Raw genomic sequence first — 22462 nt, 5'->3', positions numbered from 1 at the left:
TATTTTTATTAAAAATTCATTATTCATCCATATTTCAGAAAATACAAGCAAATTTAATGATTATAACTCTTTACCCATTGATTATATTCTTTAAACTTGAAAATTATCAGAAATCCTTATTTTTTCATAGGTGAATATCCAAATTCAAGTTTTTAAAGCAAAAAAAAATAAAATCTGTTATACTGTTTTTGCACGTGAATAACCTGCTAATTTATTCAGGAGGACGAATCCATATGGAAGAAAGTATCTCCATTTTGAAATGGAAAGCATTTGTTGAAAATAAACAAAGAAAAAAATTATTAGTGAAGGTAATCTGGAATGATACAGATAAATTAACGCTGCTTATTACCCCAAACATGAAAGTGAATGCTTTTATTAAGGATGAAAAAGAAGGATTCCTTTTTTATGATATAGAAGGAGAACCGATTTCAGGACCTATTCCGTCCATCCTCCCCAGCAATGCATTAGAGAACGGACAAATTCTATTAAAAGCAATATCTGATGGAACGGTAACCGTCTATGGAGAAAAAATAAATAAGAATGAAATGAACGCTTTACATTAAAAAATCTCTAGAGATAGAATATCTATCTGCTAGAGATTTTTTGTTAATGATTCGTTTTATCATCATATTTTGACCAGAACGTGGCAAGCACCGGCCCAGAAATATTGTGCCAAATACTAAAGAGCACACTTGGAACAGCAGCTATCGGCGTAGCAGCAAAGAATGTTAATGCTAAGGTGGAGGCAAGCCCAGAGTTCTGCATGCCAACCTCGATAGAGACGGCCTTTTGATCTGAAAAACTCAATTTAAATAGTCTGGCAACCGAAAAGCCAAGCAACAATCCTAATAGATTATGCAGCACAACGACGCCAAAAATAAGTAATCCAGATGTTGCTACTGCCTCTTTATTTACAGATACAACTGCAGCAGCGACGGCGACAATACCAATAACAGAAACAAGCGGCAGTACAGAAATACTTCTTTCTACTTGTTTACTAAATAATAAGCGAATCACAAATCCTAAAATAATTGGTATAAGAACTACTTGTAATATTTGAATAAACATATCCTTAAATGAAACCGGCATCCATTGGTTCGCTAATAGAAGTGTTAATGCCGGAGTTAACACTGGCGCCAACAAGGTAGAAACCGTTGTTGCTGATACAGATAAGGCAGTATTTCCTTTTGCTAAGTATGTAATGACATTGGATGCCGTTCCGCCTGGCGAACATCCTACAAGAATAACACCGACTGCAATTTCAGGCGGCAATTGAAAAACAACAGCCAAACCATATGCTAAGAGCGGCATGATAATATATTGAGCAAGTACAGTAATGAATACACTTTTAGGAGCTTTTAATACATCCTTGAAATCTTGAGGTGTAAGTGTCAACCCCATCCCAAACATAATAATTCCTAATAAAATACTTACATGTGGCGCAATCCAGGTAAACCCGCCCGGAAACAGGAAACTGACGATGGCAAATAAAATAACCCAAAGGGCAAAGGTATTACCTGCAAAGGCACTGATTCTTTCTAAAATCTTCACTTTCAAATCCTCCTAAAAATACTTTCGCTACAGCGTAAAAATTCAAACAATTCAATCTGTTATTTCTAAAAAGAACAGCAAGCAATGGGAGCCGCCTTGCATTTCTGCTTTTCATTTTGAAATAAGAGATATTTCATTATCATACCAAACATCAAATAATTACGTCTATACAAAATTAGAATATTTTTAAATACCATACAAAACTGTAAAACAGCAGCTATTCTTCTTCTCTGGAATAACTGCTGTTTCTCTGCTCTGTTTTTAATTAAAAATCAAGTTCAATCCTCCAAGTGTTGCGAAAATTAAAATCAACAGGGTAAATACCCTCTGCGGAATAAAGTCCAGCACTCTTGCTCCAATAAATGCGCCGGCTAAAATAATCGGCATCATTATCATATTGACTGAGAATGTATCAAGCGTAATCATGTCAAGGTGAACATAAAAAGGAAATTTAATTATATTCACTGTCAGAAAGAACCATGCGCCTGTTCCAATAAATTCTTTTTTGGGCAATCCCTTTACCAGCAGATAAATAGTCATTATCGCGCCTGCAGCATTTCCGACCATCGTAGTGAAACCGCCAAGAACCCCCATAAAAACAATAAACAATAGCGAGCTCGGTAGCATCTCATTAAAGCGGGTACCCAGCTTCTGCCGAATAAAATTTAATGCAATCATCATTAATACAATGAGACCGATTACCGGCTTTAGCTGTGCGTCATTAATATTCTGCAAAACAAAGAAGCCCATAATAATTCCAATCAATACCCACGGCACCAGGCTGATTAAGTATTTCCATACCACATTCCTTCTATAATATGTAACCGCAAATAAATCGCCTGCTAACAGCATCGGCAGCAAAAAACCGACGGAATCTCTCGCTGGAAAGACGAACATAATTAATGTCACTACCAAAATAACTAAGTTTGGCAAGCCAGATTTAGAAAAGCCTATCAGTAAAGCACACAAGCCAATCATCATCCAATCTATAAATCCGAGCTCTAACATCCTTCTTCTCCTTTGTATTCTATTCTATTATTCTCGTTCTATGATTTGTATGATTAAGTATAAAACAATCTGCATTAAGCATATAATATTCAGACTTATTAAAACAAGTATTACTATTGCCCCTCATGTTCTAATTAAAAATTATCCTGAAGTGGAAAACCTTTCGATACTTAGGTTCTCTCGGTATTTTCATAAAAATCAGATTGACAGAAAAATCTTACTTCAAATCCCCTGTTGACTTATCGGGTTTATGAGGTTAAATTATAGTTATTCATTAAAACTATATGCAGGGAGGAAATTCAATGAAAGTTCCAAAGTACTATTTTATTTTGTTTACCGCACTTATTTTATTTTTAGCGGCATGTAATACGGAAATGGGAGGTGACGAAGAGAGTGAAGCTGCCCCAACCGAAGAAGGTGAACAAGGATTAGATGTTGTAGAAGATACAAAAATTGAAGCAAGTGATCCTGAGAGTTCTCCCGAATTAGCACTTAACCGGGGAAATACAGTGGTTGTCGGCTTACAGGAACCAGGCGGTGTGTTTACACCATATTTTAATACAAGCGGTTATGACGGCAATGTACAATCCGTTATGTTCCCTCCCCTGGTTGATATTGATGAAACGGGTGAACCTTACCCTCGTCTAGCTGAAGATTGGGAAATTTCTGATGATGAACTAACTTATACATACCATTTAAGAGATGATCTAAAATTTGATGATGGATCAGATTTCACTGCAGAGGATGTAGCGTTTACTATCACGCTTCTTCATGACCCATCCTATCCAGGTTCCACGGATATCACTGAAGCCAATGTAGCCGGCGGACTGGATTACAAAGAAGGCGATGCAGAAGAAATTGAAGGCATCACCGTTATTGATGATCAGACGATTGAATTTCAGCTGGAAGAGCCCAATGCAAGAGCATTAACCATGCTTGGCGGTCAAATTCTCAGCGAAGAATACTATGGTGCTGATTATTCAAAAGGTGATTTAGATTATATTAGTGATTATCATCTAGAACCAGTCGGTGCTGGTCCGTTTAAATTTGAAGCTTATAATCCAGGGGAAGAAATCCGCTTCGCTTCTAACGAGCATTACTATAATGGCGAGCCGGAAGTAGATACATTTATTTATAGAACCTCTGAAGGAGATTCACAGCAATTCTTCCAAACTGGGGAATTAGATTATAGCACTTTCCCGGCAGATCAAGATAATTTTGAATTATTGCAGTCTTTAGGTTATGCAAATATCGACCTTTATACGTCATCCAATTATAGCTACGTTGCATTTAATCATGAGTCTGAAATTTTCCAGGACCCCAACGTTCGTATTGCTTTCAATCTTGGACTGGACCGTCAGGCATACATCGATACACGGTTCCAAGGCTATGCTGAATTAGCCAATGTCCCTGTTGCACCTGTTTCTTGGGCTCACACAGATGACATTGAAGCATTCCCGTACGATCCGGAAGAAGCAAAACGGCTGCTGGAAGAAGCAGGCTGGGAAGAAGGATCTGATGGCATTCGTGAAAAAGATGGTGAGAAATTAAGAGTTTATTTCTTTACAACAGATGGAAGCGGCGGAAATGATATTTTTGTCACTTTAGCACAGGAAAACTACCGTGATATTGGAGTTGACCTGCAAATTGAACAAATGGACTTCAATGCATTATTATCTCGCGTAGATAACGGAGACCATGATCTTGTATCTTTCTCCACTACGATGCAGCCAGATCCGCATATTGGTGTAGAGGCATTCCACTCAGAACATAATGACAGCACCTTTAGAGGTTATGATAATCCAGAAGTGGATGAATTGATTGATGCTGCCGTAGCTGTCAGCGATATTGACGAACGCGCAGAAGCTTATCATGAATTATATGCAAAACTGCAAGAGGACCCGCCGATGATCCTGCTTAATTATAATAAAGTATTAGCAGGTACAAATGCACGGGTGGAAGGTTTTGAACCAAACGGCACCCGCGGCATCGCACCAAGCTTGGAGCTTTTGCGAATCGCGGAATAATAAAACCGGAATAAATAGTTAAGCAGTGATTATTCATACAGGTCCAATGATATAAAGCAGTTGATTCCTGTCTTCATTTCAGATAGGAATCTTCTTGCTTTTTTATAGAAATAATAACTTTTTACATATTGTTTTTTAAAATTTGCAGCCTTATATCAATCATGAGTTAAAAGGAGGGTATCAACATGAACAATTATTTTGTCAAACGGTTACTTTATTTAATCCCAACGCTGATTGGCGCATCTATCCTTATTTTCTTTTTGTATTCCTTGATTCCAGGTAATTTCATTGATACAGATCCAAATTTAACAGCGGAAAGGAAAGCGGAATTATATGCACTATACGGTTTTGACCAGCCTACCATTACCCGCTACTTTATTTGGCTGGGAAATTTATTTCAGGGAGATTTAGGTTACTCCCTTCAATTCCAGCGGCCTGTTACGGAAGTTCTTAATGATTACATATGGAGCTCTTTTATCGTTGCTTTTGCATCTTTATTCTTAACATGGGGAATCGCACTTGTTATCGGGGTTATCTCAGCAACGAAACAATATTCTTTTTTTGATTCCTTTGTTACGATTCTTGTTTTCGGAGCGATGGCCATCCCCTCTTTCTTTCTTGGTCTGATTGCTATTAAATTTTTTGCTGTTGACCTAGGCTGGTTTCCTGCCGGCGGTATGACGACTTCAGGAGCAGATTATACAGGTTGGGCCCGCATAAAAGATATCGCAGAGCATATGGTACTTCCTGTCATTGTTTTGACTATGCTTGGAATTGGCGGCCTGACCAGGTATTTCCGGACAAATATGCTGGAAGTAGTAAAACAGGATTTCGTGCGTACTGCAAGAGCAAAAGGGTTAAAGGAAAAAGTTGTTATTTATAAACACGCATTAAGAAATGCCCTCCTCCCCGCCATCACTTTATTTGCTTTTGAGCTTCCGGCACTATTCAGCGGAGCAATTATCACAGAGCAGATTTTCAACTGGCCGGGAATCGGCGCTATCTATATGCAGGCTTTTTCTGTAAGGGATTATCCTTTATTAATGGGCTTTACCATGTTTATTGCTGTACTAACTGTTATTAGTAATTTAATCGCAGATATTCTATATGGAATTGCTGACCCTCGTGTCAGAGTTAAATAGTAGAGGGGGCGAGCACAATGGCTTATTCAAGTAATGAAATGATTCAATCAGATCACACTGTTCAAAAATCTTCTTTATGGAAAGAAGTTTTGAAACGATTTTTAAAAAGAAAAATGGCAATTGCCGGATTACTTATTCTTTTATTAGTGTTTTTATTCAGCTTCGTCGGGCCTTTCTTCTCTCCGTATATGACTGCAGGCACTAATTCGCAAGCTATACACCAGGCTCCTAGTTTATCGCACTGGCTTGGCACAGATCATTTAGGAAGAGATGTACTTACCAGATTAATGCTGGCCGGCAGAATTTCCTTGACTGTCGGAATTGGGGCGATGTTCCTTGCTGTTACGATTGGCGGAATTCTTGGTATTCTTGCAGGATATTATGGCGGTATTATCGACCAAATTGTAATGCGTATTGCTGATATTTTAATGACCTTACCCGGTCTTCCGCTTCTTTTTATCATGGCTGCTATTATGTCAGAGTGGCAGGTGCCGGCAGAGCAGAGATTATATATTGTTATGATTATGTTAAGTCTGGTAAACTGGCCGAGCCTCGCACGATTGATCCGCAGCCAGGTTCTCAGTTTAAGAGAAAGAGAGTTTATGGTAGCAACCGAGGTATTGGGGCTGCGTGATAAACGAAAAGTATTAAATCATCTTCTTCCTAACGTCGTTCCTTTATTGATTGTAACGGCTACGTTAAGTGTCGGCGGAGCTATTTTAAGCGAATCGGTATTAAGCTTTTTCGGATTGGGTGTTGTCCCGCCAACTGCCTCATGGGGAAACATGATTAATACAGCGAATACGTTAATCGATTTTACCAACAGGCCATGGCTTTGGATTCCGCCTGGTGTAGCCATTTTTATTACAGTTATTGCGGTAAATCTATTAGGCGATGGACTGCGCGACTCCATTGATCCAAACATGAAAGGAAGGTAATTACATGGCACAACAAGAACCGCTTTTATCCGTTCATCAGTTAAAAGCACACTTTCAATCAGAAGACGGATTGGTAAAAGCTGTGGACGGAATCAACTTTGACGTTTATCAAGGAGAAACTGTCTGCATCGTCGGAGAATCTGGATGTGGAAAAAGTGTTACAGCCATGTCTATTATGGGGCTGCTTCCCGATACATCAAAGGTAGAAGGAGAAATAAATTTAGCAGGTAAAGATCTCACCAAGCTTTCGAAAGGAAATATGCGCAGGATTCGCGGAAATGAGCTATCTATGATTTTCCAAGAGCCAATGACCTCCCTGAACCCTGTTATGACAATAGGAGAACAAATGACAGAAGTCTTATTAGAGCATCAGGCGATTTCCAAAAAACAAGCAACAAAGAAATCACTTGAATTGATAAAAATGGTTGGTATTGGACGCGGTGAACAAATTATTAAATCTTATCCGCATCAATTGTCGGGGGGCATGCTTCAACGCGTAATGATTGCCATTGCGCTTGCCTGCGACCCGAAGATGCTTATTGCAGATGAACCGACAACAGCACTCGATGTCACGATACAAGCACAGGTATTGAATTTATTACAGGATTTAAAGGAAGAAACAAATATGTCCATGCTGCTAATCACACATGATCTTGGTGTCGTAGCTGAAGTAGCAGACAGGGTTGTAGTAATGTATGCCGGCAAAGTAGTTGAGCAAGGCAGGGTAGAAGAGATATTTGCTAATCCGAAGCACCCTTACACGAAAGGTTTATTGCAAGCCAAGCCCATCCTCGGATCCCGAAAGAAAAAGCTGTATACCATTCCAGGGCAGGTTCCGAAGCTGGTTGATTTAAAGCCCTCCTGCTACTTTGCTGACCGCTGTGAACACTGCATGAAAATTTGCACACAGCAAACACCCGAGCTAAAAAGCGATGACAGCGATGCACATAAAGTCGCCTGCTGGCTTTACGAAAATGAGGTGGTACACAAATGACACAGGAATCGCTTATTCAAGTCCATCAGCTTGAGAAAAAATATAAAACAAAAGAAAAAATGTTTAGTAAAAATAATGAGTATATTAAAGCCGTTGATAATGTGACTTTTCATATTAAAGAGGGAGAAACATTCGGCCTGGTTGGAGAATCTGGCAGCGGGAAAAGCACCATCGGTAAATCAATTCTGCGCCTTCAAGATATATCCAATGGAGAAATCAAATATCATGGAAAAAATGTTTTTGAATTAGATAAAAAAGAAATGCGTCACTTGCGTACGAAAATGCAATTCGTCTTTCAAGACCCATTCAGCTCTTTAAACCCGCGGTTACGAATTGGGGATGCCCTCGCAGAGCCTTTACTGGACCACGGTTTAGCAACAAAAAAGAACGTGAAGGAAAAAGTGATGAAAACGATGGAACTATGCGGGCTGCCAACGTATCATATCAATAAATATCCGCATGAATTCAGCGGCGGCCAGCGTCAGCGAATCGGCATCGCCCGGGCCATGATTATGAACCCGGAATTTATTGTAGCGGATGAGCCAGTTTCCGCACTAGATGTATCCATACAAGCGCAAATTATCAACCTTTTTCAAGAGCTGCAGGAAAAAAGAAATTTATCCTATCTATTTATTTCTCATGATTTAAGTGTGGTAGAGCATCTATGCTCCCGGATAGGCGTTCTGTACTTAGGTACTATGATGGAGCTGGCCAGCAGGGATCAATTATACGAGAACCCGCAGCATCCTTATACAAAAGCATTGCTGTCTGCGGTTCCCATTCCTGACCCGACCAAACGGCGCGAACGTATTTTGTTGAAAGGAGATTTACCTAATCCTGCCTCTCCCCCTTCTGGATGCAAATTTCATACTCGCTGTCCATTTGCTATGGATATTTGTAAAAATGAAACACCTGTATTCAAGGAAAGAGAGCCAGGACATTTTGTAGCTTGTCATTTAGTAGATCAAGAGGAAGCAAATACTTAAGAAACAAAGGTGTATCCTATTAAACAAACGGATACACCTTTGTTTTCATTCTATTAATATCCATCAAATCGACTTAGCTGGAAGCTTTCTAAACTCACTGCGAGTTCCCTATCCGTTAATAACCTGGCTAAGCTTTCCCCGATTCCGCTGGCAAATTTAAAACCATGACCGGAAAATCCGCAGGCAACGACAATATTGGTATGACCCGGCAAATAATCTATAATAAAATCTTCATCAGGTGTGTTTGTATATGTACACACCCTGCCTTCTTTAAGGACTATATCCTTCGAGAAATGCTTATGCGCAAAGGCAAGCGTCTCCTGTTTATCTTCAGCGTATGCTCCAAACGGATCCAGCTTTCCTAAATAATCTAATGGATGTCCTAAATCATGCCTGCCAATTTTCAAACCTGCACCGTCGATACTTGGAAAACCATAATATGTACTTTCCTCATCAACATAGCCCCAGCCCGGAAAAGATCCTTCTGTATAATTCGCTTCTTCTGCTGCTGTAAACCAGCAGAATGTTTTACGCACTGGTGTGAGGGGCAGCGTGGTATCAAGCAGCTTTGTTACTTGATTAGTACCCTTTCCGGCAGAGATAAGCAGCTTCTTCCCTTTTATTTCGTCATCGTTTAGTTTTACGGTAACTTGATCAGCTGTTGTTTCAATCGCTTGAACAGATCTGTTTGTATATAAATCTGCACCATTTTTTTCTGCTAAGGTCCGATAAGCGCGAACAGCATTTTCACTGAACAATACGCCCGAATTTCTCTCAAAATAGCCGACAGCGTCAGCATCTAATTGAAACCCCGGCCAGCGTGTATTAATTTCTTCTGCTGTCATGACATCCAGCGGAAGCTGATATTCCTCTGCAGATTTTTGAACGGTCTCTAAAAACACATTTCCTTTTGTACCAAAATTAAGAACACCTGTATTTAAAAATATGCGTTCCTCCGTTTTTTCATCCAGCTCTTCCCACAGTTTTTGTGCATGTAATGCCAATGGAACATAATTCCCGCCTTCTCCATAGGCATGACGGATTAGCCTTGTTCCTCCATGATGAGAGCCCTCTTCATGCGGAGGATCATATGAATCAATAAGCGCCACTTTCTGTCCCGCTTCTGTTAAATAATAACCCGCTGACATCCCCATGGATCCCGCACCAATAATAATCACATCATATTCCATTTTGAACTCCCTCTCCCTATTCATCTAGTCAGCAATCCGCTGTATTTTCTCATACAGTTCAGGATGCGTTTTGCGAAGCTTCACCGGCTTCCACGCCTTATTCACCCACATATGTGTTGTTTTTCCTGTGGTGAGTAATTCCCCATAAGGTTCATCTGCTGTAGTATGATCTAACCCATTAGCCCGCCAATCTTCTTCCGTTATTCTTCTCGCTTCATATTCAAAAACTAACCGGATCGGGGAATACTGCTCAATACGTGTAAACAATACAACCAAATCATCAAATCTTGCTGAGCTTTTATATACAGCATTCACGTCCAATACCGGTAAAAGCAGCCCCTCTTCTTCAATTGCGTGATAGGACATATCAAAATGCCTCATCCACTCTGTCCGCGCTACCTCAAACCAGGTAATATAGTTTCCGTGATGAACAACCCCCATTTGATCTGTATCCTTGTATTGCACTCGCATTTGATGCTGGTGCCATTCTTGTGTCATTCCTATTTCCTCCTATACGTTTCTCTATCTTACTTATTATGGGCGGTTTAACTTCTCCTCCGCCATTTCCTGCAAACGAAATTTTTGAATTTTTCCAGTGCTTGTCAGCGGCCAATCTGAAGCTGATATAATCCAGACATATCTAGGTATTTTAAAACGTGCCAGCTTATCTGTACACCACTGGACGATTTCTTTTCTCGTAACAGCTTCTCCATCATACACTTCAATAAACGCAGCCCCAATTTCTGTTGTCATCGAATCAGGAACCCCTATCACACCCGCTTGTGCAACGGCTGGATGTTCGGAAATAACCGCCTCTACTTCTCTTGGAGCAACCAGCTCTCCGGAAACCTTATACATTTCTTTACTGCGGCCTAAAAGCTGTACATAGCCATTTTCATCTATTCTTCCGACATCGCCGGTACGCAGCCAGCCATCTTTGTCAATAACTGCCGCTGTTTCTTCAGGCTTATTATAGTATCCGCTTGTCACAGATGGACCGCGGACAGTTAATTCCCCAACAGTTCCCGCTTCTAAATCCTTTCCATTTTGCGGATCGATGGTTTTATATTCTGTTGCATGTCCTTGGAACTCCGAAAGCCCGCTAGAACCCGCTAATTTAGGACGCCCTACTCTTGTCGAAATCATTTCTAAAGAATCCCCCAGTTCTGTTGTCACCCCCGAGGAGCTTACTTCCGTCTGTCCATACCCGGTAATCATTTCCGTCAACCCCAGCGTATCCATGGCTTTTTTCCATACGGGAACGGGAGCAGGTGCAGCCCCGCACCACATCGCAAAAAGCGAGGACAAATCAAATGCTGACACCTTTGGATGATTTAATAAGGCTACCAGGGTAGATGGAACACATAAGTAATCATTCGCACGATATTTTTCCATTAATTCCAGTGATTTTAACGGGGATGCTCCAAGCGCAGAAATAAAAGAACCGCCAACAAAAGACATAGCCAGTATCGCTTCAACAATGGCAAAGCAATGATAGAACGGCAATGGTGCAAATGTAATCCGCCCTTTCTCAATAGCTCGGCTGTAGCATGTACTAAATGCACAGCGGAGCAGCATATCATGTGTCAGCATAACCCCTTTAGGACTTCCCGTGGAACCAGAAGTGTACATAATAATAGTTGCTTCATCCGGATATAGCGAAGCATCCCAACGCTTCTTCCACTCTTTATCGGAAACCGCTTGCCCAGCGTGCAAGAAATCCTCCCATTTAATAAAGGAATTCAAGATTTCCGTATCTCCATCTGTCTCCATACAAATTACTTTTTCCAGCGAAGCACTATCTTGAAATTCTTTTGTTTGCCATAACTCTGCGACTGTTTGAGCGTGTTGTTTATCCTTCACTGTTTCATGCACAACTAAATGATTCGTATCTGACTGCCGTAATATATAGGTTAATTCCGCTTTCGAAAGCATGGAATTCAGTGGAATGAACACAGACCCGACCATCGATGAAGCTATCATAAGAGACGGATAGGCTGCATCATTATCCAGTAAAACAGCAAGATGATCGCGCCTTTTCACTCCATTATGTATAAGCGCTTTCGCTATTTCTACAGCATGATCCCATACATTTTGATAGGTGTACGTTACCCCGCTAATATGCATGAAATCTTGATCCGCATAAGCTTCCACACTTTTTTGAAAATGAGCAGCGATTGTATCCCGATTCCAAACAGGATAAGCCTCCAATAACTCCTCTCTTCTCTCATTTACCGTTTTAGCTGTCTTCAGTCCTTGTTGATTGCCCATGAAAAAGAAAATCCCCCTTAAAACTGTCTTATTTTATGTAAATACAATCTGTTTTTCTATTATATCAAAATGTATTCCGTTAATTAAATGACAGGTTCTATAATAAAAATAAGCAATACCTTAGTAAAAAAGCTGGCATCGCTTATTTTATATTATTGTTCCGATTGAATCGTAATCAAACTGATCTGACTCTGGTTAAGAAATCGTATTGGCAATGCAGAAGTCCCCAGACCGCTGTCAATATACAAATAACGCGCATCGCCTAATGGATATACGCCCTTCTGCAATTCCGGCAGCAGTCCCTCATCCGGAGCAACAAGCGCCCCTATGAACGGCAGTCTTACCTGTCCGCCATGAGTATGACCGCTTAACACGATATCCGCAGCTACATCCGGATATTTCTGAATAACGGAGGGAGCATGAGAAAGTAGAATGGTATATTTTTCTGTATCTAAGCCGGAAAAAGCCGAAGATATATCTTCATGATTTGTGGATACGTCATTCACGCCAGCCATATTAAACAGCTGGCCATCTTTTTCAAATTGCGTATGTTCATTGCTTAGAATCCGTACTCCTCTCTTCTCTAACCCAGCCAAAAAAGCCTCTTTCTCCGGATTTTCATGCTCATGATTGCCAGTGACAAAATAAGTCTCCGGGTTTATCTGTACTAAAGCTTCAGCCAATTCAAATGCTACCTCCAAATCTTCTGTTTTCCGGTCAATCAAATCCCCTGTCAACACAATGATATCCGCATCCAGCTCTCTTACCTTCTCAAGCACCTGTTCATTACCTTCTCCGAATAAACGGCTATGTACATCCGTTATTTGCAGCACGGATAGTTCTGTACCAGCCTCCAGCTTCACACTGGAAAAGTGCTCTCTATTAATCTTAAAGGTACTTGTATCGAAATATACTTTAATCAGCAATGAAAGCATTGCCAGCAGGAGAACGCTAAATATAACCCCTCTTTTTAAATTCCTTTTGGTTTTCTTTGTTCGTTTCATCTTTTAACCTCTTTATCCATCTATTTTTCAGCAGAAAGCGTATTCCTGCTCCATCTACCGAATTTTCCCCATTAAAAAACACCAGTACTTTTATTGTACTAGTGTTTTAGCATTTTAGGAAAACAATTTTTCCAGATAATAAGGCATTTGCTTCCGCCACCAAATCCAATCATGAGAAACATCTTCGCCCCATTCGTCGAACCAGGCAGGAATCTGCTTCTCCTCAAACGCTTTTTTCAGTGTATAAAATGAAGGCAGTCCATCCTGCTCCCAGTCCCCAAGCCCTGTACAGACAATAATATTGGCTGTACGGTAATGATTGATAAACCAGCCATCATTTTGATTCCAGATATAATCACTCGGTGAATTTTCATAGACAAGCGGATCATTTCCATAATCTCCGAAAAAGAAGCGTGCATCGTATATACCGCTGAGGGCCACCGTCTTTTGAAAAACATCCGGGTGTCTTAAGAAAAAGTTCAGCGCATGATAAGCCCCCATGCTGCAGCCGGTTGTCATCATTGGATGGAACCAGTTTGTTTTATGCTGAATAAATGGAATTGCTTCTGAAATGACATAACGATCGTACGCCTCATGAGCTAATGCGCGATCATGCGGCGGCTTGGAATCATGCAGCCAGCTCTCGCTATCCACGCTGGCTAAGGCGAAAAATTGCACCTTCCCTGCTTCAATAAATTCCTGACATGCATCAATCATTCCAAAATCATAGTATTCATAATGTGACCCGCCGGATGATGGAAACACAATAATCGGTGTACCGCTGTGTCCATATCTGTTTAATGGCATCTCCCTTCCTAATTCTCCGCTCCAATGGCTTAACTGTTCCATATGCATCGTCAAATCCCCTGTCTCTATTTTTTTCGTTCATGTACAAAACGAGTAATTTCATTAACCTCTTCTTCCGTATCCGCATTGATTGCATAAAATTGATTTCCCTGCAGATGGGCAAATGCTTCCGGCATACGCTCAGCAAACTTTACCCTGTCCCCAAATTTATCACGGATTGCTTTGGTATCGTTTTGGTATTGATAGGCGTCCCGCTGGGTAACTCCAATACAATATTGATTGGGAACCTCCGGCTTCTTAAATTCGCCTCCTGTTACCAAAGAAGCGTACTGTGCAAATAAATCAACGGAATAAGCATAGTTATACATATCAATGGTATAGCCGCCAGCCAGACGATTATTATACTCCAGTGCCACATAATCTCCATTTTCTAATTGAAAAAACTCAATATGGAAAAAACGCTCCTTCATGCCAAAGGCTTTCACAATCGCTTTCCCGTATGCTTCAAGCTTCGGATCAATTTCCTTCTGAATAACATAGAATAGATCCAGCTGACCCTGAACGAGCTCTAATGTCGGCACATTATATGTAAAACTTGTCTGGAAAACAATATCTCCATTTTGATCCGTCAGGCCATCAAACGTACACAGCTTTCCGCCTTCCACATAAGGCTCCAGGAAATAAACGGTTGTTTCCTGCCATTCCGCTTCAAAATGACGTATATCTTCATCTGAACTCAATTTAAAGGTCGCAGCAGAGCCGACACCATTGTCCGGCTTCGCAATCACAGGAAGCCCTAATTTTTCCACAGCTTTCGACAAATCCTTTTTATTTTTTACGACACAGCCCTCAACTACTGGCACACCAGCTTTTTTAAACAGCTTTTTCATTTCCGATTTAAACTTTACCTTTTTCAAGTCAGCTGTTTTATTTCCATACACATTAAATTGTTCACGAAGCTGCGCATCAAGCTCTAACCAGTGTTCATTATTGGACTCGATCCGGTCAATCGGACCATGCTTGAAAAACAAAAATGCTACAGCTCGTTTTACTTCATCGACATTTTCTAAACTATTGACCCGATAATATTCGCTTAACGATTTTTGTAATTGTGACCCCAATTGATCATAAGGCTCTTCCCCAATTCCAAATACTTGAACACCCGCACTTTTTAAACGATGCACAAAAGTCTGAAAATTTTTGGGATAATATGGTGAAATTAGGATATAATTCATATTATTTCTCCTCTCGTTACCTAGGTAAAAATCATTAGATTACCTGTTAAAATACCATTTTTTCAATTTAAAATCAATATAATTTTTAGAAAATTGTCAAATAAGATTAGATAATTAAAAAAACACTCGAAAGAAACCGCCGTTTCATCCCATTTGATGAAGGTAATCAACCATGAATTACCTCAAAATCACAATGATTTCCGACGGGTTCTATCAATTTTTAAACAGCTATCTCGATCACCAATTTGCACCTAAAAATCGAAAACATTCCGGAAGATGCTTTGACCAGGCTTCCTCGTTATGCTCCTCATCCGAAAAAATATTTAAATCGATATGGTCGATAGGAATACCGCCTTTGATCAGCTGTTTATAATACTTCAGCGAACAGTCAATATACGCCTGCTTCATATTTCCATACATTAACTGCCGGTCCGCGTCGTCTCCTTCCTCTGTCCCGACTTGGATATACACACGCTGTTCCGGATCTAACGTTCCTCTTTCCATGTAATGGTCAAACGCTTTGTTAGTAATCCAATTTGCAAGTGAAAAAATCCCCAGACCCCCGATTTGATCTTTATATTCAATTCCCATAAAAGCAGAAATATTTCCGCCAAGGGAGCTGCCAATCATTGCCGTATGGCGTTTATCCGGTTTGGTTCGATAATGTTCATCGATAAAAGGCTTTACTACCGTTATAATAAATTCAGCAAATTCAGCGCCTCTTCCTCCCAATTCAATATCCTCCGGAAGCGGGCTTTCCGTTATTTTCCATGGTGTATATTCATTAATGCGGTCTCTTTCGCCATTATCAATCCCGACAATAATCATTTTGGGCAAATCCGGATTTCTTTTTATTGCCGGAATCACCTTCCATGAATAGCCGCTATAGGCTTCACTGCTGTAAAAAACATTTTGCCCGTCATGCATATACACGACAGGATAATGCCGATCCTTCTCTTTCCCATAATCTTTTGGCAATAATACCCGCACACGGCGATTCTCTTTTTTATAAGCCATTGGCAGCTCGTGGGATTCCAGCTTTAAATAAAAATAGGATTGTCTCATGTATATTCCTCATTCCGTCAAGATTCTTTAAACGTTTTTAAAATTACGGTAATAACAAGCCATCATTCCATTTCATTAAATTTTAGAGAGTAATTCTCAATCTCACCCATGGAAGATTCTACTTCACTGATACTTTGCTGATTTTCTTCCAATGATTGTTGAATCTGACTGCTGTTTTGTGAGATACGGGCCATAGATTCAGAAACCTTGCCTAATATTTCTGCTGTTTTCGCTGTTTGTTCACGGACGGATGTTACTTCTTCCTGCGTTTCTCTAATCGCTTCCCGGCTATTTGCAACCTGTTCGTTTGTCTCCAGGATCAAATCGCTTACTTCAGCAACAGCTTGCGCTGACTGCTCCGCAAGTTTACGCACCTCATCCGCTACCACAGCAAAGCCTTTGCCTTGTTCTCCTACTCTTGCTGCTTCGATAGACGCATTTAAAGCTAATAAATTTGTCTGTCCCGCAATCGACTCAACAATAGAAATCACCGATTTGATTTTTTCGGCACTGCCCGTTAATTGTTCCAACCTTTCTACGACAAGTGCCATATGCTTATCCAAATGGGACATGCCTGCATTCGTTGTCTGTGTCTGCTCCATCCCCTGCTGTGCTGATTCACTTGTGGCGGCTGCAATTTCTTCCCCTTGCTTGGATATTTGATTGATTCGATTTGCCTGATTCACCATTTTTATCACAGACTGATTCGTTTCCGAAGACAAGAAGCTCAGATTCTCTGCTGTTTCTCTCATGGAAGTAATCAGTTTTTGATTCTTTTCATCCATTACAGCCCTTTTCTCTTCAATATCTGCTTCATATGCTTCTAAGACGATCTGCTGCTCGAAATTCAGCAGCTTATTTACCACCTGTATAGCATTTAAAAAGTTTTCTTTGTCCTGATATGTATCTGATACCAGCTTGGATATTTGAAAGAAAAGCTCTTGAAAGGAAGCGATATACCATTTAGGCTGCAAACCAATATGTACATGCACCTGAGCAATCCTCCGGCGCTTGTCAATAAACGCTTGATTAATTTCTCCGGAAAACATCTCTATAACGTGTGTTGCCAATGTTTGTTTTAATCGGCTGACTGAACTGTTGTCTTTAATAATACCCATTAACTCTGGAGAAAGTGCCAAATTTGCATAGAAAGCATCAATAATAATATCAATATTTTCTTGGATCACCGGCTTCAATAATCTGGCAACAGCCAAATCCTGCTTTATTAACCTGGATATTTTCAGCTGTAACGCTAAATCGGTTTGCTGCAGCCTCTCTAAAACGACAGTTACTTCTTTACTGCTTTCCAATAAACTCTCTTCTCTCTCATCTTTACGAAAAATACTTCTCAACCAACTCACTCCTAAAGCTTATTTTGCAAATGCTCATTATCTCTTACCCGCTCAGCAATAAATATTTTGTTCCTCGTTCTTTGTTGCTTAGTAAAAGAAAAAATATATGTATCTTTATCATGACACTATTATACAGGATGTACGTGTATCTATGACTGCCTAAATAAAAAACATCTTCTTCAGAAAGAAAATTGATTCAAAAGTCCTGCAATAAGATGGAGATTATTTCTTTTTTTAAGAAAATAAGAAGCAATTGTTTTTTATAATGACCAGAGCATTTCTGCCTTACCTTTTATTTTCCACTTAGATAAAATCAAATAAAGAAAACTCGGCATTCGTTAAAGGGAGCCTTGAAAGCGGGTTTTACCTTCTTAGAAGCGCAAAAAAAAGCCATCGAAAATATTCGATAGCCCTTTTCTTACAAAATAACACTTTTCTTCATACTAAATTATTTCCTTATGCCTTCACCTATCCCTGCGGCTGTTCGGCGTATGTTTTTTCTGGATCGTCCTGATTTGCATCAAGCGCTTCTTTGATCGCTTTTCGTAAATCACGTTCTATTGCCCATTGCTCCATCATTTCTGTCTTAGCAATAACCCGTAAAGTTACCGCAGCTGTATCAAACGTTTGGACACCAATTACATTGGGTCCTTCTATGATTTTAGAATTCATTTCTTTCATTTCATCACAAACGGTTTGAATAATGCCAACTGCTTCATCAATATTATCACTGTATGGAATGACAATATCTACTAAAGCCTGCATATTCCCACGGGTGTGGTTGCTTAGAGAGGTAACTTCCCGATTAGGTACATAGTTTAACGTGCCATCAAAACTGCGAATTTGCATTGTTCTAAGTCCGACATCTTCTACAACCCCATCATATCCTGCAGCTGTTACATAATCACCAACATCCACCTGCTTCTCCAACAATAAGAAAAAGCCTGTAACTACATCACTGACTAACCCCTGTGCACCAAAGCCAATAGCTAAACCTACTACACCAGCCCCGGCAATCAAACCAGTAGCATTAATGTCAAAAATACCAAGAATAACCACTAGCGTAACAAATAGTAAAGCGTAAGAAAACGTACTAATGGTTAAAGACTGCAGCGTTTTCGTTCTGCCAGCCGACATTTTCTTCTTCACTTGTGCTTTGGAAAAGGAATTCCGAATAAATCGCTTTCCAATAGCACGTACAATATAAAATACAATAAGTGTTCCAATCAATTTTAAAAGAATAAATCCAGTATCTAATAGAAGCTGCTCCCAATTTATATTTTCTATCCAATCCATTTCATCTTCTCCTTTACTGCTCTCAATGATTGATGATTATATCAAAAGAGGAATCTAAAGTAAAATAAGACAAAATTCGATGAAGTTATTCAAAAAAAGAAATCAGCATTCGATAAAGTGAAACTTCCTTCAGTGGGGATTTTTCGACGCACAAAAGTTCTTCGATGAGACGAGTAATCGCAGCCCCATCCAATCCCAGCCAGTTACACTGTGATAAATTTCATTTCAATAAATACAAGACATTAAAAACGAAATTATCTGTTAAACGGAATCTTGGAAATCTACTCCCTAGCCGCTGAAATCACTTTCTTTTAAATCTTTAAAGACTTTATCGCTTTAGTATGATAAAATACTAATGTGTTAAAAACCTGTTTATTGAAATTTTCTACTGGGGGAATAATCTTGAAAAATATAGCTATCATAGGTAGCTCCGGCGGCAACCTGTACAATTTAGGAGGAAAAAATCCAAGGAAATTATTAAATGAAATTGAAAACCAATGCAGTGCTGCAGATTTTAACATCGCTGCCGTTCAATTTATTGCTTCTGACGTTTCCATGGATCAAGCAAAAGCAAGCTCAAAAACAAGTCTTTTTAGTCTAGATGAAGAAGGGCAAGTTACACAAAGTCCTCCAAATACATTAGAACAAATAAACGAACAAGCAAAACAGACAGACGAGCAGATAGCTGCACTTATACTTAATCAAACCGTGGATGGGTTAATCGTCATGAGCGCGGATCCAAAGGGCGCCAATCAAAATGTCATTAACGCAGCCATTCAAAGGAACATACCGATCGTCGGAACAGGTGGAACGTCCATGGCAACTATCAGCGCACAAGGTGCGAATGTCATTGCTAAATCGGGAACAACTGGGACAACGAACCGAACGCGAGCAATTTCGTTCATTAGCTCCCTTGCAAAATATTGGGATGTAAAATATAAGCCAATTATCGGATCTACAAGTAAAATGGATACGGAAAACAGCGGAAGCATTTGGAAAAATATTAATATCCGCGGCATCATGGTTTCTGCATTGCCTGGTTTTATTGCGATGGCGCTTGTTCTTGCGTTAAGTAAGATTCCGATATTCGGTGGTCTAGAAGATATTTTTGATATAATGATTGGAGCGCTTCCGATTATTATCGCTGCAATTGCCGCCAAACAAGTGTCTAATTTAGACGAGGTATCAATTGTAGCCGGGGTTGTAGCTGGTGTATTATCCGTCAATGGCGGCATTATCGGCGGTCTCATCGGCGGTATTTTAGCAGGTGTTTTCGTACATTATTTCTTTCAAAAATGCATCAGCTGGAAATTTCCGATGACAACCGTAAATATCGTCACTGGAGGCTTAGCGGGTTTATTCGCAGGGCTGTTAGTTTACTTTTTATTTGCACCAATCGCATTGTTTATCGGGGATGGAATTAAAATTGCAATCGAGGCAGCCATTGCATTTAACCCTATTTTAGCTGGTTTGCTTAGCGGTCTGCTTATTTGGCCGGCTATTTTAGGCGGGATATACCATGCAGCTATTTTGCCAATCGTATTATTAGAAATGGAAAAAACTGGCGTAAGCTTCTTGGGAGCCATTGATATGGTTGGTTTAGTTATGGTATCTGCTGGAATCAACTTAGCAAACATCGTTGCTCCGAGGGAGAAAGGAGAATCAGCTGCTGCTACTCCGGGATTCTTGATCAATATGGGATTCGGAACATTTGTGGAAGCAGCCTATCCGTTCATGTTCTCTAATAAAATCGTATTCGCCGGTGCCATTCTATCTGCCGGAGTCGGCGGCGCACTAGTCGGCTTGTTCGACGTTCGCGGAACCGCCTACGTTCCAACATTCACCACGCCATTTTTATCTGATAATCCATACGGATTTATCATCGCCATGCTTGCTGCTTTTATATTATCTTTTTCGATTACATTGTTTGCAAATAAGAGAAAGAGAGTGGAAGTTAGAGGTCAAAGTGTGAAAGCTTAAGAGTTTAAAAAAGTATATATAGATCGACGATTAAAAGGGAAAATCAAATCACATTGCGAAAATAAAAAACCGATCCTAAGAGCTAGAAAATAATGTCCAGCTTTTAGGATCGATTTAGTTACCAACTGTATTTCAAACCAACTCTTATAAAGGCATGGTATATCCTGTTGAAATCGTGCTGCTATACTACATGAAATTACGACTACAAATGGAATATACAGCTCTTTTCTTTTTTTAATAATGAATCCCTTTATCCAGCCATTTTGCAGCTGCTTCAAACATTCCCTCCGCTAAGGTTGGATGCGGAAAAATCATATCCTCCAACTCTTCTACCGTCCCTTCTAAGTACATGAAAGAAGTTGCCTGACTGATCATTTCCGTCACATGGGCGCCAGCCAGCACCACACCGAGGATTTCCCCATACTTTTCTTCGGAGATAATTTTCATAAATCCGCTGTTTTCGGCAGAAGCTATTCCTTTTCCATTAGCGGCTAAGTCTACTTTTTGAGCTTTCACCTGATAGCCCGCTGCTTTCGCCTGCTCTTCTGTCATCCCAACACTTGCAATCTCAGGAAATGTATAAATACAGCGTGGCATAATGAAATCTTTTGGATGTGTTTCACCTAAAATATGACTGACTGCACGAATTCCTTCTTCACTCGCTGCATGTGCAAGCTGGTATCCGCCAATTAAGTCTCCGATAGCATAAATCCCTTTTACATTGGTCTGCATCGATTTATCTACTTTGACAAATTTGCCTTCATAGTTAATAGAAAGGTCATTCAATCCGGTCAAATTAGGTTCGCGTCCCACAGAAACAAGGACACTATCTGTTTCCAGACTCGTTTCTTTTCCGTTCTTTTCTAATTTGACAACCGTTTTCTTATCCTTCTTAAATTCCAGCACCTTTGCACTGGTATGCATGCCTATCCCTTTTCTTTTCAGCTCATTTGCTAGAAAATCAGCTGCTTCCTTGTCTTCTGCAGGAATGATACGATCTGCCATTTCCACAATTTCTACTTTCGTTCCTAAGCTTTGAAAAATACAGGCGATTTCCAATCCAATGACCCCGCCGCCGACAATAACTAAATGCTCCGGCACCTCTTCTATATCGAATATCGTATCACTTGTATAATAAGGAACTTCATGAAGTCCCGGAAGGTTAGGAACAAAAGGCTTGGAGCCGTTTGCCAGAATAATAGATTCCGCTTCCAGCTTTTCTGTTTTCTCCCCGGTATCAACCGTAATTATTTTTTGATCATCCACTGTTCCATAACCAGGATATAGCTTTATTTTATTCGCTTTTAATAGACTGTTAATCCCGTTTTGAAGCTGCTGAATAACCTGATTTTTTCTATTGATCATTGTTTTTAATTCCAATGCATACGAATCAATCTGGATTCCAAACTTCTTCGCATCTTTTATTTGGTTGATCACTTCTGCATTTTTTAATAATGTTTTAGAAGGGATACAGCCACGATTCAAACAAGTTCCACCCAGGTCTCTTCCTTCTATCAGCGCAACAGACAAGCCCAGCTTTGCAGCTCGGATTGCCGATACATACCCTCCGGGACCGCCGCCAACTATTGCTACATCAAATTTTGTCATTTACTCCG

The 22462-nt window shown here is 40.0% G+C and carries 19 protein-coding genes; 7 read left to right on the top strand and 12 right to left on the bottom strand.

The window, feature by feature from the left end; all coding sequences use genetic code 11:
- Positions 1 to 233 precede the first annotated feature (233 nt).
- Positions 234 to 563 (top strand): hypothetical protein, encoded by a 330-nt coding sequence (locus MKY65_RS10640; RefSeq protein WP_339184648.1) that lies wholly within the window; start codon positions 234 to 236, stop codon positions 561 to 563.
- Between the two features lie 43 nt (positions 564 to 606).
- Here the strand turns inward: MKY65_RS10640 and MKY65_RS10635 are convergent, their stop codons facing one another.
- Both MKY65_RS10635 and MKY65_RS10630 read right to left on the bottom strand, forming a co-directional pair.
- Entirely contained in the window at positions 607 to 1551 is a 945-nt protein-coding gene (locus MKY65_RS10635) for a bile acid:sodium symporter family protein (RefSeq protein ID WP_339184646.1), read from the bottom strand.
- A 261-nt stretch (positions 1552 to 1812) separates the two neighbouring features.
- The gene (locus MKY65_RS10630) at positions 1813 to 2559 is read right to left on the bottom strand and encodes a sulfite exporter TauE/SafE family protein (protein ID WP_339184644.1); all 747 of its coding nucleotides are present in this window, start codon (positions 2557 to 2559) and stop codon (positions 1813 to 1815) included.
- 302 nt (positions 2560 to 2861) lie between these two features.
- On the opposite strand from MKY65_RS10630, the gene MKY65_RS10625 reads away from it, so the two are divergent.
- The 5 genes from MKY65_RS10625 (at position 2862) to MKY65_RS10605 (ending at position 8646) form a co-directional block, all read left to right on the top strand.
- A complete protein-coding gene (locus MKY65_RS10625) occupies positions 2862 to 4586 on the top strand; it encodes an ABC transporter substrate-binding protein (protein ID WP_339184643.1) in 1725 nt (574 codons plus the stop codon).
- Positions 4587 to 4771: 185 nt separating this feature from the next.
- On the top strand, positions 4772 to 5728 hold the full coding sequence (locus MKY65_RS10620; RefSeq protein ID WP_042533658.1) for an ABC transporter permease: 957 nt from the start codon (positions 4772 to 4774) through the stop codon (positions 5726 to 5728).
- Between the two features lie 17 nt (positions 5729 to 5745).
- Positions 5746 to 6666: an oligopeptide ABC transporter permease gene (opp4C, locus tag MKY65_RS10615; RefSeq protein WP_339184641.1), complete on the top strand. Its 921-nt coding sequence runs from the start codon at positions 5746 to 5748 to the stop codon at positions 6664 to 6666.
- Positions 6667 to 6670: 4 nt separating this feature from the next.
- Complete coding sequence (locus MKY65_RS10610; RefSeq protein ID WP_339184639.1) at positions 6671 to 7660, top strand: ABC transporter ATP-binding protein; 990 nt, start codon at positions 6671 to 6673, stop codon at positions 7658 to 7660.
- A complete protein-coding gene (locus tag MKY65_RS10605; protein WP_339184638.1) occupies positions 7657 to 8646 on the top strand; it encodes an oligopeptide/dipeptide ABC transporter ATP-binding protein in 990 nt (329 codons plus the stop codon). The genes MKY65_RS10610 and MKY65_RS10605 overlap by 4 nt, the downstream gene beginning before the upstream one ends.
- 53 nt (positions 8647 to 8699) lie before the next feature.
- Here MKY65_RS10605 and solA read toward each other — a convergent pair whose 3' ends face one another.
- The 9 genes from solA to MKY65_RS10560 form a co-directional block, all read right to left on the bottom strand.
- Positions 8700 to 9836 (bottom strand): N-methyl-L-tryptophan oxidase, encoded by a 1137-nt coding sequence (solA, locus tag MKY65_RS10600; RefSeq protein WP_339184636.1) that lies wholly within the window; start codon positions 9834 to 9836, stop codon positions 8700 to 8702.
- Positions 9837 to 9860: 24 nt separating this feature from the next.
- Positions 9861 to 10334 (bottom strand): thioesterase family protein, encoded by a 474-nt coding sequence (locus tag MKY65_RS10595; RefSeq protein WP_339184634.1) that lies wholly within the window; start codon positions 10332 to 10334, stop codon positions 9861 to 9863.
- A 36-nt stretch (positions 10335 to 10370) separates the two neighbouring features.
- Positions 10371 to 12107: a class I adenylate-forming enzyme family protein gene (locus tag MKY65_RS10590; RefSeq protein ID WP_339184632.1), complete on the bottom strand. Its 1737-nt coding sequence runs from the start codon at positions 12105 to 12107 to the stop codon at positions 10371 to 10373.
- 152 nt (positions 12108 to 12259) lie between these two features.
- Positions 12260 to 13111, bottom strand: coding sequence for a metallophosphoesterase (locus MKY65_RS10585; protein ID WP_339184630.1), 852 nt, complete (start codon positions 13109 to 13111; stop codon positions 12260 to 12262).
- 114 nt (positions 13112 to 13225) lie between these two features.
- Positions 13226 to 13966 carry an alpha/beta hydrolase-fold protein gene (locus MKY65_RS10580; RefSeq protein ID WP_339184628.1) on the bottom strand — a complete coding sequence of 247 codons (741 nt, stop codon included), beginning with the start codon at positions 13964 to 13966 and terminating at the stop codon, positions 13226 to 13228.
- Positions 13967 to 13983: 17 nt separating this feature from the next.
- Positions 13984 to 15153 (bottom strand): ATP-grasp domain-containing protein, encoded by a 1170-nt coding sequence (locus MKY65_RS10575; protein ID WP_339184626.1) that lies wholly within the window; start codon positions 15151 to 15153, stop codon positions 13984 to 13986.
- Positions 15154 to 15390: 237 nt separating this feature from the next.
- Complete coding sequence (locus MKY65_RS10570; protein WP_339184624.1) at positions 15391 to 16218, bottom strand: alpha/beta hydrolase-fold protein; 828 nt, start codon at positions 16216 to 16218, stop codon at positions 15391 to 15393.
- Between the two features lie 62 nt (positions 16219 to 16280).
- Positions 16281 to 17570, bottom strand: a complete 1290-nt coding sequence (locus MKY65_RS10565) for a globin-coupled sensor protein (protein WP_339184622.1) — start codon at positions 17568 to 17570, stop codon at positions 16281 to 16283.
- 468 nt (positions 17571 to 18038) lie between these two features.
- Complete coding sequence (locus MKY65_RS10560) at positions 18039 to 18866, bottom strand: mechanosensitive ion channel family protein (RefSeq protein ID WP_339184621.1); 828 nt, start codon at positions 18864 to 18866, stop codon at positions 18039 to 18041.
- 402 nt (positions 18867 to 19268) lie between these two features.
- Here MKY65_RS10560 and MKY65_RS10555 point away from each other — a divergent pair, with 402 nt between their 5' ends.
- Positions 19269 to 20846: a PTS sugar transporter gene (locus MKY65_RS10555; RefSeq protein ID WP_339184619.1), complete on the top strand. Its 1578-nt coding sequence runs from the start codon at positions 19269 to 19271 to the stop codon at positions 20844 to 20846.
- Positions 20847 to 21080: 234 nt separating this feature from the next.
- Here MKY65_RS10555 and lpdA read toward each other — a convergent pair whose 3' ends face one another.
- Positions 21081 to 22454, bottom strand: coding sequence for a dihydrolipoyl dehydrogenase (lpdA, locus tag MKY65_RS10550; protein WP_339184617.1), 1374 nt, complete (start codon positions 22452 to 22454; stop codon positions 21081 to 21083).
- Positions 22455 to 22462: the final 8 nt, after the last annotated feature.

This window comes from Oceanobacillus sp. FSL W7-1293, from assembly GCF_037969815.1.
Classification (GTDB): Bacteria; Bacillota; Bacilli; order Bacillales; family Amphibacillaceae; genus Oceanobacillus; species Oceanobacillus oncorhynchi.
Note: the sequence above shows the minus strand (reverse complement) of the source record. Positions and strands in the feature narration are given on the sequence as shown.

Coding starts and splice junctions, on each gene's coding strand:
- MKY65_RS10640 (WP_339184648.1), top strand. CDS start 234: ATGGAAGAAAGTATCTCCATTTTGAAATGGAAAGCATTTGTTGAAAAT.
- MKY65_RS10630 (WP_339184644.1), bottom strand. CDS start 2,559: ATGTTAGAGCTCGGATTTATAGATTGGATGATGATTGGCTTGTGTGCT.
- MKY65_RS10625 (WP_339184643.1), top strand. CDS start 2,862: ATGAAAGTTCCAAAGTACTATTTTATTTTGTTTACCGCACTTATTTTA.
- MKY65_RS10620 (WP_042533658.1), top strand. CDS start 4,772: ATGAACAATTATTTTGTCAAACGGTTACTTTATTTAATCCCAACGCTG.
- opp4C (WP_339184641.1), top strand. CDS start 5,746: ATGGCTTATTCAAGTAATGAAATGATTCAATCAGATCACACTGTTCAA.
- MKY65_RS10610 (WP_339184639.1), top strand. CDS start 6,671: ATGGCACAACAAGAACCGCTTTTATCCGTTCATCAGTTAAAAGCACAC.
- MKY65_RS10605 (WP_339184638.1), top strand. CDS start 7,657: ATGACACAGGAATCGCTTATTCAAGTCCATCAGCTTGAGAAAAAATAT.
- solA (WP_339184636.1), bottom strand. CDS start 9,836: ATGGAATATGATGTGATTATTATTGGTGCGGGATCCATGGGGATGTCA.
- MKY65_RS10595 (WP_339184634.1), bottom strand. CDS start 10,334: ATGACACAAGAATGGCACCAGCATCAAATGCGAGTGCAATACAAGGAT.
- MKY65_RS10590 (WP_339184632.1), bottom strand. CDS start 12,107: ATGGGCAATCAACAAGGACTGAAGACAGCTAAAACGGTAAATGAGAGA.
- MKY65_RS10585 (WP_339184630.1), bottom strand. CDS start 13,111: ATGAAACGAACAAAGAAAACCAAAAGGAATTTAAAAAGAGGGGTTATA.
- MKY65_RS10580 (WP_339184628.1), bottom strand. CDS start 13,966: ATGCATATGGAACAGTTAAGCCATTGGAGCGGAGAATTAGGAAGGGAG.
- MKY65_RS10575 (WP_339184626.1), bottom strand. CDS start 15,153: ATGAATTATATCCTAATTTCACCATATTATCCCAAAAATTTTCAGACT.
- MKY65_RS10570 (WP_339184624.1), bottom strand. CDS start 16,218: ATGAGACAATCCTATTTTTATTTAAAGCTGGAATCCCACGAGCTGCCA.
- MKY65_RS10560 (WP_339184621.1), bottom strand. CDS start 18,866: ATGGATTGGATAGAAAATATAAATTGGGAGCAGCTTCTATTAGATACT.
- lpdA (WP_339184617.1), bottom strand. CDS start 22,454: ATGACAAAATTTGATGTAGCAATAGTTGGCGGCGGTCCCGGAGGGTAT.